20 protein-coding genes and 2 tRNA genes are annotated in these 15,083 nt (G+C 67.0%); 12 read left to right on the top strand and 10 right to left on the bottom strand.

Going from position 1 to position 15,083, the window contains the following annotated elements; translation table 11 throughout:
- Positions 1-2 precede the first annotated feature (2 nt).
- Positions 3-263 carry a hypothetical protein gene (locus tag E3O65_RS03675; protein WP_241985648.1) on the top strand — a complete coding sequence of 87 codons (261 nt, stop codon included), beginning with the start codon at positions 3-5 and terminating at the stop codon, positions 261-263.
- Positions 264-281: 18 nt separating this feature from the next.
- Here the strand turns inward: E3O65_RS03675 and E3O65_RS03670 are convergent, their stop codons facing one another.
- The 5 genes from E3O65_RS03670 to orn all read right to left on the bottom strand — a co-directional run bounded on the left by E3O65_RS03670 (position 282) and on the right by orn (position 3,794).
- Complete coding sequence (locus E3O65_RS03670) at positions 282-1,583, bottom strand: D-alanyl-D-alanine carboxypeptidase family protein (protein ID WP_134362391.1); 1,302 nt, start codon at positions 1,581-1,583, stop codon at positions 282-284.
- Positions 1,584-1,606: 23 nt separating this feature from the next.
- On the bottom strand, positions 1,607-1,957 hold the full coding sequence (locus tag E3O65_RS03665; protein ID WP_134362586.1) for a metallopeptidase family protein: 351 nt from the start codon (positions 1,955-1,957) through the stop codon (positions 1,607-1,609).
- Between the two features lie 53 nt (positions 1,958-2,010).
- Positions 2,011-3,024 (bottom strand): ABC transporter substrate-binding protein, encoded by a 1,014-nt coding sequence (locus tag E3O65_RS03660; protein ID WP_241985647.1) that lies wholly within the window; start codon positions 3,022-3,024, stop codon positions 2,011-2,013.
- A gap of 32 nt (positions 3,025-3,056) precedes the next feature.
- Positions 3,057-3,132 (bottom strand) — tRNA-His (locus E3O65_RS03655).
- Between the two features lie 41 nt (positions 3,133-3,173).
- Entirely contained in the window at positions 3,174-3,794 is a 621-nt protein-coding gene (gene orn, locus E3O65_RS03650; protein WP_134362390.1) for an oligoribonuclease, read from the bottom strand.
- 71 nt (positions 3,795-3,865) lie between these two features.
- Between orn and E3O65_RS03645 the strand changes: the two genes are divergently transcribed.
- The 5 genes from E3O65_RS03645 (at position 3,866) to nadE (ending at position 6,372) form a co-directional block, all read left to right on the top strand.
- Entirely contained in the window at positions 3,866-4,126 is a 261-nt protein-coding gene (locus E3O65_RS03645; RefSeq protein ID WP_134362389.1) for a thioredoxin family protein, read from the top strand.
- A 43-nt stretch (positions 4,127-4,169) separates the two neighbouring features.
- Positions 4,170-4,242, top strand: a tRNA-Arg gene (locus tag E3O65_RS03640).
- A 64-nt stretch (positions 4,243-4,306) separates the two neighbouring features.
- Positions 4,307-4,759 carry an S-ribosylhomocysteine lyase gene (locus tag E3O65_RS03635; protein WP_134362584.1) on the top strand — a complete coding sequence of 151 codons (453 nt, stop codon included), beginning with the start codon at positions 4,307-4,309 and terminating at the stop codon, positions 4,757-4,759.
- A complete protein-coding gene (gene mtnN / locus E3O65_RS03630) occupies positions 4,756-5,481 on the top strand; it encodes a 5'-methylthioadenosine/S-adenosylhomocysteine nucleosidase (RefSeq protein ID WP_134362388.1) in 726 nt (241 codons plus the stop codon). The genes E3O65_RS03635 and mtnN overlap by 4 nt, the downstream gene beginning before the upstream one ends.
- 63 nt (positions 5,482-5,544) lie before the next feature.
- On the top strand, positions 5,545-6,372 hold the full coding sequence (gene nadE, locus E3O65_RS03625) for an ammonia-dependent NAD(+) synthetase (protein ID WP_134362387.1): 828 nt from the start codon (positions 5,545-5,547) through the stop codon (positions 6,370-6,372).
- 119 nt (positions 6,373-6,491) lie between these two features.
- On the opposite strand, the gene E3O65_RS03620 is transcribed toward nadE, so the two are convergent.
- The 3 genes from E3O65_RS03620 to mgrA all read right to left on the bottom strand — a co-directional run bounded on the left by E3O65_RS03620 (position 6,492) and on the right by mgrA (position 8,876).
- Entirely contained in the window at positions 6,492-7,190 is a 699-nt protein-coding gene (locus E3O65_RS03620) for a hypothetical protein (RefSeq protein WP_134362386.1), read from the bottom strand.
- A 76-nt stretch (positions 7,191-7,266) separates the two neighbouring features.
- Positions 7,267-7,530 carry a hypothetical protein gene (locus E3O65_RS03615; RefSeq protein WP_134362385.1) on the bottom strand — a complete coding sequence of 88 codons (264 nt, stop codon included), beginning with the start codon at positions 7,528-7,530 and terminating at the stop codon, positions 7,267-7,269.
- A 338-nt stretch (positions 7,531-7,868) separates the two neighbouring features.
- Positions 7,869-8,876 carry an L-glyceraldehyde 3-phosphate reductase gene (gene mgrA, locus E3O65_RS03610; protein ID WP_134362384.1) on the bottom strand — a complete coding sequence of 336 codons (1,008 nt, stop codon included), beginning with the start codon at positions 8,874-8,876 and terminating at the stop codon, positions 7,869-7,871.
- A 17-nt stretch (positions 8,877-8,893) separates the two neighbouring features.
- Between mgrA and msrA the strand changes: the two genes are divergently transcribed.
- The 5 genes from msrA to E3O65_RS03585 all read left to right on the top strand — a co-directional run bounded on the left by msrA (position 8,894) and on the right by E3O65_RS03585 (position 12,874).
- Positions 8,894-9,415: a peptide-methionine (S)-S-oxide reductase MsrA gene (gene msrA / locus E3O65_RS03605; protein ID WP_134362383.1), complete on the top strand. Its 522-nt coding sequence runs from the start codon at positions 8,894-8,896 to the stop codon at positions 9,413-9,415.
- A gap of 194 nt (positions 9,416-9,609) precedes the next feature.
- Entirely contained in the window at positions 9,610-10,089 is a 480-nt protein-coding gene (locus E3O65_RS03600) for a single-stranded DNA-binding protein (RefSeq protein ID WP_134362382.1), read from the top strand.
- 74 nt (positions 10,090-10,163) lie between these two features.
- Entirely contained in the window at positions 10,164-10,682 is a 519-nt protein-coding gene (locus tag E3O65_RS03595; RefSeq protein ID WP_134362381.1) for a DUF6993 domain-containing protein, read from the top strand.
- A 5-nt stretch (positions 10,683-10,687) separates the two neighbouring features.
- Positions 10,688-12,370: an energy-dependent translational throttle protein EttA gene (gene ettA / locus E3O65_RS03590; RefSeq protein ID WP_134362380.1), complete on the top strand. Its 1,683-nt coding sequence runs from the start codon at positions 10,688-10,690 to the stop codon at positions 12,368-12,370.
- Positions 12,371-12,379: 9 nt separating this feature from the next.
- Positions 12,380-12,874 (top strand): acyl-CoA thioesterase, encoded by a 495-nt coding sequence (locus tag E3O65_RS03585; RefSeq protein ID WP_134362379.1) that lies wholly within the window; start codon positions 12,380-12,382, stop codon positions 12,872-12,874.
- Positions 12,875-12,880: 6 nt separating this feature from the next.
- Here the strand turns inward: E3O65_RS03585 and E3O65_RS03580 are convergent, their stop codons facing one another.
- Together E3O65_RS03580 and E3O65_RS03575 are read right to left on the bottom strand one after the other, a co-directional pair.
- Entirely contained in the window at positions 12,881-13,294 is a 414-nt protein-coding gene (locus E3O65_RS03580) for a QcrA and Rieske domain-containing protein (protein WP_134362378.1), read from the bottom strand.
- A gap of 44 nt (positions 13,295-13,338) precedes the next feature.
- Positions 13,339-14,214: an acyl-CoA thioesterase gene (locus E3O65_RS03575; RefSeq protein ID WP_241985646.1), complete on the bottom strand. Its 876-nt coding sequence runs from the start codon at positions 14,212-14,214 to the stop codon at positions 13,339-13,341.
- Positions 14,215-14,282: 68 nt separating this feature from the next.
- Here E3O65_RS03575 and E3O65_RS03570 point away from each other — a divergent pair, with 68 nt between their 5' ends.
- Complete coding sequence (locus E3O65_RS03570; RefSeq protein ID WP_134362377.1) at positions 14,283-14,960, top strand: DUF8185 domain-containing protein; 678 nt, start codon at positions 14,283-14,285, stop codon at positions 14,958-14,960.
- Positions 14,961-15,083: the final 123 nt, after the last annotated feature.

Here is a 15,083-nt window from a genome sequence, read left to right as displayed (position 1 = left end):
GTATGGCTGATCAAGGTTCCGACAACGTCATGTACACCGCTGAGTTCACCGACGGTCCCCTCGCCGGGCAGGTCGACAACCGGGTGCTGATCAGTGGCGAGCACGACCCACGGGTCAGCATGCTGGCGGCCGTCGAAGGAGTCGAGACCCTGTTCTGGTACGACGAGGTCGATACCCGCGACGTTCAAGGACGCCTGCACGTGCGCTACCGGTTCGACGCCGGCGAGAGCGATCCGTACCTGCCGACCCGCGAAGGCGAGTAGCGGCCCACACCGGGTCAACTACCGGGTCGACTCGATCAGAGCCGAGATCATCGGCACCGGATGCAGCAGGCGCCACCCGAGTCCTGGCGCGCTGATCGTCTGATCGAGCACGAGCTTCGACGTCACCTCGGCTCCGCCGGCCTCGACCGTGACCCGTCCGACTACCGTGCCGGCGCGGCCGGTGGCGAAGGTCTCCACGGTCACCGCGGCGGCGTCCGGGGTCTGGGCCTGCCAGCCGAACGAGGTCGTGGCCGTGCGCACGCTTCCGGAGGCGTCGGCACCCCACGGGGTGGTGAATTCCACGTAGACGTCACCCTGGGCGAGGGTCGGCAGATCGCGCACTCCGGCGCGAGCGCTTTCCATCAGGGCGGTGACGTCAGCGGTGAGTGCGTCGTAGTCGGGTTCGCCGATCAGGGCGCCGGCGAAGGTGTAGACCGAATCGGGGCCCTGCACCTGGGCGGTGAAGAGGAAGCAGATGCCGGCGCCGTCGGTGTAGCTGCGCGTGATGCCGGTTACCCCCTGCTCGACTAGGAATGCCGTGGTGTTGTCGACACCACGCTGGCCCACCAGGGCTGAGGCAGGCTGGGCGAGGATGCCGGCGACTACCGGGTCGGTGGCGGCCAGGCCGGCGAGCCGGGCGAGATCGCTCGCCGTGCCCACGCTGTCGTCGCTGAGGCCGGTGGCGTCGGCGACGCTCGTACCGTCGAGCCCCTGCTCGGCCAGCCAGGCGTTGGCCGCGGCGGTATACGCGTCGAGGGAACCGAAGGCCCAGCGGGCCAGGGTGTCCGCATGGTTGTTGCTGGAGCCGAGGATCATCGCCTGGAGCAGCTCCGTCTGGGTCCACTGCTCGGCCGGGAAGACGACCACAGTTCGGGCTCCGGAATTGCCATAGTCGATGTAGCCCTGGTAGTCGGCGGCCGTGATCGCGACCTGCGGACCGGTCTCGCCAGAGCTCAGCGGCTTGGCGTCGAGCACGACCAGGGCCGTCACGATCTTCGTCGCGGCGGCCATCGGCAGCGGATCAATCGTGCCGGCCACGGCGAGAGGTTCGGTGGTCGCGAGGGCGGCGGCGTCCAGCACTGTCACGTCGGGCGCGGCAGGGTCGGGGGCGACCGCGGCCAAACCGATGACGGCGCTGCCGCCGACGGCCGGCAGTACAGGCGGAAACGGCACCGCCTCGCCGGCTGCCGGGGTGACGCGTGTGGCTGTGGCCGCCGGCAACGGCCCGAGCAGGGTGGCCGGGCCGTACACGCCGATGGTCAGGATGACGAGGGCGCCGACCGTGGCGCCGATGACGCGGGCGGACCGGAATCTACTCATGACGCAAGGCTAACGGTGCTTGGTCATCCCCAGCCGAGGTCGTGCAGCCTGTCGTCGTCGATGCCGTAGAAATGCGCGATTTCGTGGACGAGCGTGATGTGCACTTGATCCCGAAGCTCGTCGAGGTCGGCGCACAGTTCCAGCAGTGGTTCGCGGTAGAGCACGATCCGGTCCGGCATCTCGCCGAAGCCGTACTGCCCGCGCTCGGTCAGGGCCACCCCGTCGTAGATGCCGAGGGTGTCGAGGGTGCCATCCTCGGGCCGGTCCTCGACCACGAAGATCACGTTGTCCAGGCCGTCGATCATGTCGTCCGGCAGCAGATCCAGCTCGTCGACGACGAGGCGTTCGAAGTCCTCGTGGGTCAGCTGCGGCATCCGTTCAGAATCAGGCACCCCGTCAGCATCTCACGGAGCGGGTCCCGGGCCAGTCAGTCGTTCGCGGCCGCGTTGATCGTGATGGTCGCCACCCTGCCGTCGGCGACGCCCCAGGTGGCGAGGATCTCTTCGTAGGAGCCGTCAGCGACCATCGATTGCAGGGCGGCCTGCACGGCTTCCGCCATGCCGGAGTCCTTCGCCACGGCCATGCCGTACGAAGCCTCGTCGACGGAGCTGCCGGCCTTGTGCAGCTTGCCGTCGGTCCGCTTGATGGCGTAGAGGGTCACGGGAGAATCGGCGCTGAAGGCATCGGCCTGGCCGAGCACCGTGGCGTTGGCGGCCAGGTCCTGGGTCTCGAACTTGAGCTTGACGATCGGGGGCTTGCCGGCTGCGACACAAGCCGCGCTGCGAGCGGGAATCTCTTCGGTGTCCTCGTAGCTGGCGGTCTGAACGGCGACTTTCAGGCCGCAGGCGTCATCCGGGTCTACGGTGGTGCCGGTGGAGGAGGCCCACTGGATGCCGGCGCTGTAGTAGTTGACGAAGTCGACCTGCTCCTCGCGCTTCCGGTTGTCGGTGAATGACGAGTTGCCCACATCTATCTTGCCGCCCATGAGGCTCGGGATGATGGTGTCGAAGTTTGCCACCGCGTAGTCGGCGGTAAGCCCCAGCTTGGCTGCGACCGCGGTGCCCAATTCGACGCCCCAACCAATCGGGTTGCCGGCCGCATCCTTGAACTCGTTGGGAGAGTAATTGGGGCTCGTGCCGATCACGAGCGTGCCGGAGGCGCGCACATTCTCCGGGAGCAGTGCCGAGGCGGCGGTGTCCTCGCTCACGATGCGGGCGGGAGCGGTTCTTGCCGGGCCTGCGACCGGCACGGTGTTGTCGACGCAGCCGGTGAGCAGCAGGCCGGCCATCGCAACGGCGAAGGGGAGGGCGACACGAGCACGCATGAAGAGACCACTTTCGGCTGTCCCGGCGTCGTTGGACCGGCGGGAGACCGAGGCGAAGACCGGCAGGGGCAGCGGTACGGGAGCGGTCGTGCGACCGGAAGAGCGTACTCCGGTCACACGACCGCATAGCGGCCACTGCGTGTTTCCATTGGGGTGAGTAACGGGGCTTGAACCCGCGGCCTTCCGGACCACAACCGGATGCTCTACCAGCTGAGCTATACCCACCATTCGTTGCGATCCCAGGGGAAGGCAACTCAGCAAGTGTATTACATGTTCGGAGCGAAAATGTTCACGACCTCGGCTGCGCTGGTCTTCGCCTGCTCGCTGGAGGGTCCAGAGTCGGCCACGAACACGGTCTGGCGATAGTACGCCAGCTCGCGGATGGACTCGAGGATATCGGCCAGGGCGCGGTGTCCGCCGTCTTTGGCGGGGGCATTGAAGTAGACCCGGGGATACCAGCGCCGGGCGAGTTCCTTGATCGAGGACACATCGACGTTGCGATAGTGCAGTTGGTTGTCCAGGCGGGGCATGTACTTGGTCAAGAACGCCCGGTCGGTGCCGATGGAGTTGCCGGCCAGCGGCGCCTTCTGATCGGCCGGGATGAACGTGAGCACGTATTCGAGAACGAGGGTCTCGGCTTCGGCGGCGCTGATGCCGTTCGGGATCTCGGTGATCAGCCCGCTGGTCACATGCATGTTGCGCACGAAGTCGTTCATGTTCTCAAGGGCGGCTGCGCTCGGCTTGATGATGAGGTCGAGGCCTGGGCCGATGATGTTGAGGTCGTAGTCGGTGATCACCACCGCGATTTCCACCAGTTCATCGGCGTCAATGTCCAAACCGGTCATTTCGCAGTCGATCCATACCAACCGGTCACTACTTTTTGTCATAGGCCGAGTCTATCGGCGGCCACCGACCGGTACCGCAGCGTCGGAGAGAGGCGCTCCGTAGACTACGGAACATGGAATTGACGTACTACTCCTCCGCGTTCTGCGAGCCGTGCATGCAGACCCGTGCGGTGCTGGCCGAGGTGGAGCGGCTGGTGTCACAGGCATCCGTGCGTGAATTGGATGTGGCTCGGGATGTCGCCGAAGCCGAAACCGACGGAATCCGCACCACCCCCACAGTGATCGTGCGGGACGCGAACGGGGCCGAAGTCTTCCGGGCCACGGGCGTGCCGACCCTCGCCCAGGTGCTCGTCGCGGCCGCGAAGGCGCTCTGAGCACCTCCCGGCCATTGACTGCGGTATCGTTGAACGTTCTTTCGCCCCCGTAGCTCAGTGGATAGAGCAGCGGCCTTCTAATCCGCTTGTCGTAGGTTCGATTCCTACCGGGGGCACCGTCGCACCGCCGTCGCACCACCGACTCACCGTTCTCAGGGAGATCACGTGAACCAGCCACGCATGAATGTCGAATCGTTCAACCTCGACCACCGCACCGTCGCTGCACCGTACGTGCGCCTGGCCGACACCAAGGTGCTCCCGCACGGGGACACCCTGGTCAAATACGACGTGCGCTTCACTCAACCCAATGTGGCGCACCTGAAGATGCCGGCGGTGCACTCGATTGAGCACCTCTTCGCCGAGCACTCCCGCAACCATTCCGATCGGGTCATCGACTTCTCGCCGATGGGCTGCCAGACCGGCTTCTACCTGATCCTGCAAGGCCAGCCGGCGTACGCTGAGGTGCTTCTGCTGATCGAGGCCACCATGACCGACATCATCGGCGCCACCGAGGTGCCCGCCGCCAACGAGGTGCAGTGCGGCTGGGGAGCGAACCACTCCTTGAGCGCAGCCCAGGAAGCGGTGAAGACCTTCCTGGCTGCCCGCGGCGACTGGGCCACCGTCACCGCGTGAGCGTCGTTGAAGCGATCATCCTGGTCGCGATGGATGAGGAGGCCGCACCGTTCCTGGCCATGGCCACCGCTTCCGCCCCTCCGGTCACAGTCGGGAGGGCCCGGCAACAACGGCTCACCCTGGCCGGTCGCGAGGTGCTGCTCGTGCAGAGCGGGATCGGGCTGGTCAACGCGGCCGGAGCGGCGACATCCGCCATTCTCGCTGCACGCGCCGACGATTCCGAGGCGACCCCCCTGGTGATCAGTGCGGGTTCGGCCGGAGGGATCGGCGTGCACGTTCAGGTGGGCGAGGTCGTCATCGGCAGCGAGTACCTGAACAGCGACGCCGATGCACGGGCCTTCGGCTATGCGCTCGGGCAGGTGCCCGGCATGCCGGCCCGGTACATCGGAGCGCCAGCGGCGCATAGCCTGGCTGACTCCCCGACCCGGATGCCCGACGGTTCCGCGCTGGTCGTGCACCGTGGGCTGCTGGTCTCCAACGACGCCTTCGTGAGTGTAGAACGTGCCGAACTCCTCCGTGTGCTATTCCCCGGGGTTCTCGCCACCGACATGGAATCCGTGGGTGCGGCCCAGACCTGCTTCGCGCACAGGGTCCCCTTCGTGGCGATCCGCGGCATCTCCGACCTGTGCGGTCCGGTAGACGACCACCTCACCCACGTGGACGACGCGGCCGACCGCTCAGCCGCTGTCGTGCTGGAAACGCTGCGTCGACTCACTGACTGAGCGGGCACCGGCGAAACACCCGTGAATCCCGCCTGCCGTTCGTCGGGTTGGTAGATTTATCGGATGCGAGAACTACAGACCCGAATCATCGCGGAACTGAACGTGTCCCCCCGGATCGATCCCGCGGGCGAGGTGCGCCGCAGGGTTCAGTTCCTTGCCGACTACCTGCTGCGCACCGGCGCTCGGGGCCTCGTTCTCGGCATCAGCGGCGGCCAGGACTCGAGCCTCGCCGGCCGCCTATGCCAGCTGGCCGTTGAGCAGCTGGCCGTGGCGGGACATCCCGCCGTGTTCCAGGCTGTACGCCTGCCCTACCGGGTGCAGCGCGACGAGGAAGACGCCCAGCTGGCCCTGGAATTCATCCGGCCCGCGTCGACCGTCACATTCGACATCGGGCGTGCCGTTGACGGTCTCGAAGCCGAATTCGCCGATGCCACGGGGCGTCCGCTGCCCGACTTCGACAAGGGCAACGTCAAGGCCCGAATGCGCATGGTCGCGCAGTACGCCCTCGCCGGCTCCGCCGGCCTGCTCGTCGTGGGGACCGACCACGCGGCCGAGGCGGTCACGGGCTTCTTCACCAAATACGGCGACGGTGGCACGGATCTGCTGCCCCTCACCGGGCTGACCAAGCGCCAGGGGCGCGCGCTGCTCGTAGAGTTGGGGGCGCCGGACCGGCTCTACCTCAAGGCTCCGACCGCTGACCTGCTCGACGACGATCCCGGCCAGACCGACGAGGCCAACCTGGGGCTACGGTACGAAGAGATCGACGATTTCCTGGAGGGGCTGCCTGTCGACGACTCGGTCGCCGAGACCATCGAGAAGCGCTATCTGAGCAGCGAACACAAGCGACAGGTGCCGGCCTCGATGTTCGACGCATGGTGGCGCCCCCTGTAGCCGGCCGTGTCGGCACGCAGCCGTCCCCTCGGTCCGAACCGTGAGGTCCGCTCCTATTCTTTTGTGGAACAGGGAGGAGATTCACGGCTCGGTGAGAGGGTGGGGCGGGGTGAGACCGGCTAGCTCTGGAGTGGGGTGGGACGAACCTCGAGCGCCTGAACGTCGTCGAGCAGGCGCTGGGTCTCGGTCGACGGCGAGGCCGTGCCGGCCGCGTAGTTCACCGGGGCAGGCACAGGAGCGGCCGGCTGGGCGGCGTACTGGTCGTGGTGCTGCTGTGCCGCCCAGGCATCCTGCTCGGCGATGAGATTCTTCTCCGAGCTGGACTTCGTGACCTTCCACCGGTCGAGGTCGCTCTGGAACACCTTGCGCGTGCGGCCCGGCTTTTCCTGCCATTCGACGAGGCGGTCGCGGAATTCGACCAGCGCCGGCTCCAGCTGGTAGCCGAAGGTGGCCGAGGTGCGCTTGAGCTCGGCCAGCTGGTGAGCTGCCCAGTTCGCGGCCACGCTCGATCCCTTGATCGGCAGCAACCGCAGCTGCACGTCGGCCTGGCCCACGGCGCGGTCCGCCAGAACCTGCTCCTGCGGAGTCAAAGAATTCCAGACGGATGCCTCGGTCGCGGCATCGACGAGGGTGCCGATCACCGCAGCCTTGAGCGCCCGATCGTTCTGCGCGAGGAGGCGCTTGATCGCCCCACGAGAGACCAGAGCCGCCAAAAGACTGGCGACGACGATCGAGACGATGAGCACCACGGCGCTGAAAACCATGGACTGATTGCTGGCTGCCGTGAGCCAGGATACGAAACTATTCCACCACTGCATGAGCGCACTTTACCGGCCCGAAGGCCCAATTTCGGGGAAGGACTCGGCGTGCCCTCTGGTCGGATTTCTCCGCGGGTCAGCGGAAGCAGTCGGCGGCGTCGTCGATCCGCCAGAATGAGCCGAGGGTCATCGTGCGGGTGGCCGCGATCATGCGCCGTGCGGCGAAGCGGTCGCCGTCGGCCTCGCTGGATTGCTCGATGTGGCCGAGCACCATGCCGGACCGGTTCGAGACCCGCCACAGTCCGTCCTTCACGGGCATGAACTGGAGTCCGCGGATGACCGGCAGGCGCGGCGCGCCGGCGGAGGTGCACATGGCTGTCGTGGACGCTGATGTGGACATTGAATCCTCCGAGATCGGCCGGCCGTGGTTGGTGGTTGCATCAGGCTATGGCGAGCCACCGACATGGTGTCAGGGGCGGCCGCAGAGGGCCGCTCACCAGGGCCCGGTCCTGGCTGGCCAAGGTCGGGTCGACGTCCCGGTGCGGTCCGGCGGTCTGGGCGGCGACAATGCCGGCCGCCGACGCAGTCAGCGGGCCAGCGCCAGATACCAGAGCAGGTTCGGGTCGATCGAGCCGAAGAGGCCGTTCCACAGCATCAGCGGGCACAGGGGAAGGCACGCGGCTTGGAGATTGCCGGAGAGCAGCTACACCAGGAGGGCCTAGCGGTAACCCTTGTTGTTCAGCCCAGTCCGGTGCCGTGCACGGCGTACGGTTCGATGGCGTCGATCTCCCCTTGAGTCAGGGCCGGAGCGTCGAGCGCGGCCACGTTCTGCTCGAGCTGGTTCACGCTGCTCGCGCCGACCAGCACGCTGGTGACGGATGGCTGGCGCAGGATCCAGGTCACCGCCAGCTGGGCCAGCGTCTGGCCGCGTTCGGCGGCGATCGCATTGAGGGCACGGGCACGGCTCAGGTAGGTGTCCGTGAGCACCTCTTCCGAGAGGAAACCGCTCGTCGCGACCCGCGAGCCGGCCGGCACGGACCCGTCCAGGTAACGGTCGGTGAGCAGACCCTGCGCGAGAGGCGAGAACACGATGCTGCCCACGCCGAGCTCGTCAAGCACGGGGAAGAGCCCGTCTTCGACGTGCCGGTCGAACATCGAATAGCGCGGTTGGTGGATCAGTAGCGGGATCCTGTGCTCGGCCAGGGCCGCCGCCGCCGCCCGAGTCTGCTCGGGTGTGTAGCTCGAGATGCCGACATAGAGGGCCTTGCCCTGCTGCACCGCCGAGGCCAGCGCGCCCATGGTCTCCTCGATGGGCGTCTCCGGGTCGGGTCGGTGGGAGTAGAAGATGTCGACGTAGTCGACCCCGAGCCGGCCCAGGCTCGCGTCGAGGGAGGAGAGCAGGTACTTGCGGGAGCCGAAATCGCCGTAGGGGCCGGGCCACATGTCGTAGCCGGCCTTGCTGGAGATGATCATTTCGTCCCGGTAGGCGCGGAAGTCCTCGGCGAAGATACGGCCGAAGTTGGTTTCGGCGGCCCCGGGAGGAGGGCCGTAGTTGTTGGCCAGGTCGAAGTGGGTGACCCCCAGGTCGAAGGCACGCCGCAGGATGGCGCGCTGTGGCTCGATCGGGCGCTCGTGGCCGAAGTTGTGCCAGAGGCCGAGGGACAGCGCCGGCAGCTTGAGGCCGCTCCGTCCGGTGCGGCGGTAGGTCATGTCGGCATAGCGGTTCGGAGCTGGTACGAAGGTCATGCCGTTACTCTAGGGCTGTGCAAACTTTTGTGATCGCAGGTGGATGTTTCTGGTGTCTCGATGCTGTGTATCGGGTGTTACGTGGCGTGAGCGAGGTGGTCTCCGGCTATACCGGAGGCGAGACCCTGAGGCCCACATATGAGTCGGTGTGCTCGGGCCGCACCGGCCATGCCGAGGCTGTCGCCGTCACGTTCGACCCGGAGGTCATCCCGGCCAGCGTCATCCTCGACGTGTTCTTCACGCTCCACGACCCAACCCAGCTGAACCGACAGGGCGCCGACGTGGGCACCCAGTACCGGTCGGCCATGTTCTACACCGACGACGAGCAGAAGCGCCTCTTCGAAACGGCTCGTACTCGCGCCGCCGAATGGTGGGGCGACGGCATCGTCACGACGATCGAGCCGCTCGGCGAGTACTTCGTGGCCGAGGACTACCACCAGGACTTCTTCGCGAAGAACCCCGGCCAGGGCTACTGCATGGCCGTCGCGGTGCCCAAGGTGAACAAGATCCGCAAGTCCTACGCCGCGTACCTGCTCTAACGGTACGTCCAATCCTCCCCAGGCGCGCGGGGCGGTCGTCGAGCACAGGTTCCGGATGACCGCCCCGCGCGTCATTCTGCCGCCGCACACTCGGAGAACGTGATCTGAGAGCGGCGGAGACAGGCACGAGCCGTCGCTCCCAGGTCGCGTGTTCCGGGCATCCGTCCGGGGCCCGCTGGATGAGGGAGTCCGCAATGAGCGACAGCATCACCGTGACCGGAATCGTGGCCACCACGCCACGTCACCTCGTGACCAGTTCCGGACTGGCCATCACCTCGTTTCGGCTGGCGTCCAGCCAGCGCCGCTTCGACCGCGTCAAACAGGCCTGGGTTGACGCCGAGACCAACTGGTACACCGTCTCGTCCTTCCGGCAGCTCGCCCACAACGTGGTGCACTCAGTGCAGAAGGGCGAGCACGTGGTCGTCGCTGGGCGGCTGCGCATCCGGCCCTGGGAGAATGCCGACCGCAACGGCACCTCGGTGGAGGTCGAAGCCGAGACCGTCGGGCACGACCTGGCCTGGTGCAGCACCGTTTACACGCGCTCGCCGCCCGCGAGCGCGCCGGCACCGCATCCCGCCGAGCCCACGGACGGTTTTCTTCCGGCCGATGCCGACGAATCGCCGCAGGCTCGCGCCGAGGCGGAGGCCGCGGTGCTGGTCGGGGCCGATTCCTAGCGGCGCCGACTCCGGGCCACGGCAGATCTGGCAGACTCGGAGGCCTGACCGCACCGCGGTCGCGGGAGGACAATGTGCCGGTAGCATTAGAACGGGTATCCCGGCGAGACCGAGGCGGCATCCGTTTCGGTCGTATCGAGGGCTCACTCCTGCTCGGCCTGGTGCTGGGCGTCAGCCTCGTGGCCTGCACCGCCGCGACTGTCCCGGCTCCCAGCTCGACGCCATCGGCGGCGGCTCCGAGCGCGACACCGGAACCAGTTCCGGTGCTGCTGCCCGAGCAGGACGCCACGGCGAACCTGCCCTATTTCGACGGCTTGGCGACCGCGGTCGTGGCGGCAGACGCCAATGCCGGCGGGCAGGCGTTCGTGAACGCGCTGGTCGCAGGCGGCTTCGACAAGGCCCAGATGGAAGTCACCTTCGACAAGACCACCGTGAATCTGACCGCTGACTCGATCCAGTTCGCCGTCCGGTTCAACGGGGAATGCCTGATCGGCCAGAACGGACCGGCCACTGGCGGGTACCACAGCACGGCGACGTCCCTGCTCGCGTCGCAAACGTGTCTGGCCGGGGCCACACGGCAAATAGACTGGTAAGCACTATGGCTGAATTTATCTACACGATGGTCCGCGCTCGCAAGGCGGTGGGCGACAAGCTCATCCTCGACGACGTCACCATGTCATTCTTCCCCGGCGCTAAAATCGGCATCGTGGGGCCGAACGGCGCGGGAAAGTCCACGATCCTCAAGATCATGGCCGGGCTGGACACGCCCAGCAATGGCGAGGCGAAGCTGTCTCCCGGCTACACCGTCGGCATCCTCATGCAGGAGCCCGAACTCGACGAGACCAAGACGGTCCTCGAGAACGTGCAGGAAGGCGTGGGCCCGATCAAGGCGAAGGTCGATCGCTTCAACGAGATCAGCCTCGCGCTCGGCGAACCCGACGCCGACTTCGACGCACTGCTGGCCGAGATGGGCACCTTGCAGGAAGCCATCGACGCCGCCGACGCGTGGGACCTCGACTCCCAGCTCGAGCAGGCCATGGACGCCCTGCGCACCCCGCCGGGAGACTACGCGGTGGCCGACCTCTCCGGTGGTGAGAAGCGCCGCGTGGCGCTGACCAAGCTGCTACTGCAGAAGCCCGACCTGCTCCTCCTCGACGAGCCCACCAACCACCTCGACGCCGAGAGCGTGCTCTGGCTCGAGCAGCACCTGGCCCAGTACTCCGGCGCCGTTCTCGCCGTCACCCACGACCGGTACTTCCTGGACCACGTGGCCGAGTGGATCGCCGAAGTCGACCGCGGTCACCTCTACCCCTACGAGGGCAACTACTCGACCTACCTCGAGAAGAAGCAGGAACGTCTGCTGATCGCAGGCAAAAAGGACGCGAAGATGGCCAAGCGCCTCGCGGATGAGCTCGAATGGGTGCGCTCGAATGCGAAGGGCCGCCAGGCCAAGTCCAAGGCACGCCTTGCCCGCTACGAGGAGATGGCCGCGGCTGCCGAGAGCACCCGCAAGCTCGACTTCGAAGAGATCCAGATTCCCGTCGGTCCGCGCCTCGGCGCACAGGTCATCGACGCCAAGAAGGTCAAGAAGGGCTTCGGAGACCGCGTGCTCATCGAGGACCTCTCCTTCACCCTCCCGCGGAACGGCATCGTCGGCATCATCGGCCCCAACGGTGTCGGCAAGACCACGCTGTTCAAGACGATCGTCGGACTCGAACCGCTCGACCAGGGTGACCTGAAGATCGGCGAGACCGTCGACATCTCCTACGTCGATCAGAGCCGCAGCGGCATCGACCCGAACAAGTCGCTCTGGGAGGTCGTCTCCGACGGCCAGGACTACATCCAGGTCGGCAAAACCGAGATCCCATCGCGGGCCTACGTCTCCACGTTCGGGTTCAAGGGGCCCGACCAGCAAAAGAAGGCCGGGGTGCTCTCCGGTGGAGAGCGAAACCGCCTCAATCTGGCACTGACCCTGAAACAGGGCGGCAACCTGCTGCTGCTCGACGAGCCCACTAACGACCTGGACGTCGAGACACTCGGCTCGCTCGAGAACGCACTGCTCGAATTCCCCGGTTGCGCCGTGGTCATCACTCACGACCGGTGGTTCCTCGACCGGATCGCGACGCATATCCTCTCCTATGAGGGCACCGACGAAGACCCGGCGAACTGGTACTGGTTCGAGGGCAACTTCGAGTCGTACGAGCAGAACAAGATCGAGCGTCTCGGTCCAGATGCCGCGAAGCCGCATCGCTCCGCGTACCGCAAGCTGACCCGCGACTAGGTCGCCGCGATGAAGCTGCACGTTCCGGTCCGGCTGCGCTGGTCGGACCTGGACGCCTACGGCCATGTCAACAACGCCGAACTGCTGCGCCTGCTCGAAGATGCGCGAATCCAAGCCTTCTGGCCGGACGAGGATGGCACCGGACCTGGTGCGTTCGCGGGAACCGCGGTGCTCGACGGGCGCCCGGGGGCGGCGACGCTGACGCTCATCGCGCGGCTGGAAGCCGAATACCTGGCGCCGATCCCGTACCTCCGGCAGCCCGTGGACATCCGGCTGTGGCTCGGCAAACTCGGCGGCGCGAGCCTTGAGGTCTGCTACGAGGTGTGGACGCCGATCGGCCTGGAGCCGGCGCAGCTGTATGCGCAGGCGAGCACCACCATTGTGCTCGTGGACGCCGTGACCGAGCGCCCGCGCAAGATCAACGCCGTGGAACGCGCCGCGTGGACTCCGTACCTGGAGGAGCCCATTCGGTTCAGTCGGCGCGCGGCGCTGCCGGACGAGTAGGGCGGCTCAGCCTGCTGTGATGGTGTCGCCGGTGACGGTGACCTTCACCGAGGCCAGCGGGGTGGGTGCCGGCCCGGCGAGGACCTCGCCGGTCGCGGGGTCGAACTTGGAGCCGTGGCACGGGCAGTCGAACTCGTTTTTCACGGGCTTGACCACGCAGCCCTGATGCGTGCAGATGGCGCTGAACGCCACCACGGTCCCGGTGGTGGGCTGACTGATCAAGATGGGCTTGCCATCGAGGGATGCCTCGATCGAGCCTCCCACCGGAATGTCCGCGAGCTTGGCCACCTCGACTGGCCCGTTGCCACTGATGCCGGAATCAGCTGCCCCTCCGGTGCTGCAACCGACCAGTGCTACGGCTGTTCCTGCCGTTCCGAGCAAGAGCGCGGTGCGGCGGGAGATGTCGGTGGCGTTCGTCATGGTTCTCCTCGGTCGGGGGTGTAGATGAGTAGCGTCCTGAGAATCTACTCCGCGTTGGTGGGCACGCGCAGCATGCCTTCCTGGGCCACGGTTGCCAGGAGCAGGCCCGCCCGGCTGTAGATACTGCCCGTGGACAACCCGCGTCCGCCCTGGGCGGTGGGGGAGTCCTGGACGTACAGCATCCACTCGTCGGCCCGGCCGAATCGGTGGAACCACATGGCGTGGTCGAGGCTGGCAACCTTGAGGCCCGGCGTCGCCCAGGCCACACCGTGGCGGCGCATGACGGGTTCCATGATCGAGTAGTCGCTCGCGTAGGCCAGGGCGGCGCGGTGCAGGTCCGGGTCGTCGGGGAGCGGGCCCATGGTCTTCATCCACACGGCCTGGCGGGCGGTGTGCTCGCCCTTCACCCGCAGGTAGATCGGCGATGGCAGGTGACGCATGTCGAAGGGGCGCTCGTTCGCCCAGTAACGGGCGATGGAGTGGTCGACCTGGGCCAGGGCATCCGCTGCCGTGGGCAGGGACTCCGGGTCGGGCATGTCGACCGGCATCTCGATCTGGTGCTCAAGACCCTCGTCCTCGTCCTGGAATGACGCAATCATCGACAGGATCGGGCGCCCGTCCTGGTAGGCCTGCGTGCGGCGGGTGGAGAATGACCGGCCGTCGTGGATCCGGTCCACGGAGAACGTGATGGGTTGGCCCACGTCGCCGGGGCGAAGGAAGTAGCCGTGCATCGAGTGCACGTGACGGTCGTCGGGCACCGTGCGCATGGCGGCGACCAAGGACTGCGCGAGCACCTGGCCCCCGAAGACGCGGCCAAGGGGCATCCACTGCGACGGACCCGTGAAAATGTCCTCGCTGGTGCGGGCACCCGTGTCGGTGAGGTCCAGGGCGGCCAGGAGGCCCTCCATCGGCAAGTCCATGTGGCCTCCTCAGGCGCAAGACGGCGGGTCGGTGTGACCAGCGCCGTACCTTGGTAGTTTAGGAGCAGATGAGTAAGTCATTTTCTCTCCCAGACTCCCTATCCCTTCGCGACCTCCAGGTCTACCTCTCCCGCGCCAGCCGTGTTGAAGACGGTTCCGTGCGCCTGATTCAGGCCGCGGAGGTGCTCGCCGTGTACACCGCGATCCTTTATCCGCGCGGTCTGCTCGACTCCAGCCCCACTGTCCTCGGCCTGCGGACCTTCGCGCTCACCGCTCCGGTGGAGCTCGACGCGGTCGTTCCCGTCCGCTCACTGCTCGACCGCCTCGCCCGCCTCACTGCGGCCGTGGAAGTACCGGACACACCCGTCAGCGTGACCGTGCCGCTCGAGGTGACCACTGTGACGTGGGCCGGCATCTCGCCGCCCCAGGGCGGCTGGACCCTACTCGGTGAAACGGATGCCGCGCTCCTCGACGAGGCCGCACAGAGCGGCATCGAGGAGGTCGCCGCCGTGATCCCGGCCGGAACGGGCGGGCAGATCGTGCAGCGGGTCCGTTCCGAGGTCTGGGGTCGCCCCATTCCCGGCCTGGAAATCGTGCCGGCCGGTGCCGCCTTCGCGGCCGTCAGCCTCGGCTTCCTACCGAAGGATGAGCCCGTGCGCCTGTTCGAGACCGGCCTGTGGACCCGGCTGAGCACCAGTCGTGGCCACATCCTCGTGCGCCGCAAGCCGTGGTCCTTGCGGGCCTGAGCCTGCGGGCCCGCAACACGGCGGACTCGCCGCAGTGCGGCACGGATATCGCCTGCGCGAGAGTCGCGCTGGCGTCCGGCAACCGTCGCAGCACGGACCCTGCCTCATGCAAGTTCGTGAGCG

The organism is Cryobacterium breve (assembly GCF_004402375.1).
Classification (GTDB): Bacteria; Actinomycetota; Actinomycetes; order Actinomycetales; family Microbacteriaceae; genus Cryobacterium; species Cryobacterium breve.
The sequence above is the reverse complement of the archived record's forward strand: the minus strand, read 5'-3'. Positions and strand labels throughout refer to the sequence as shown.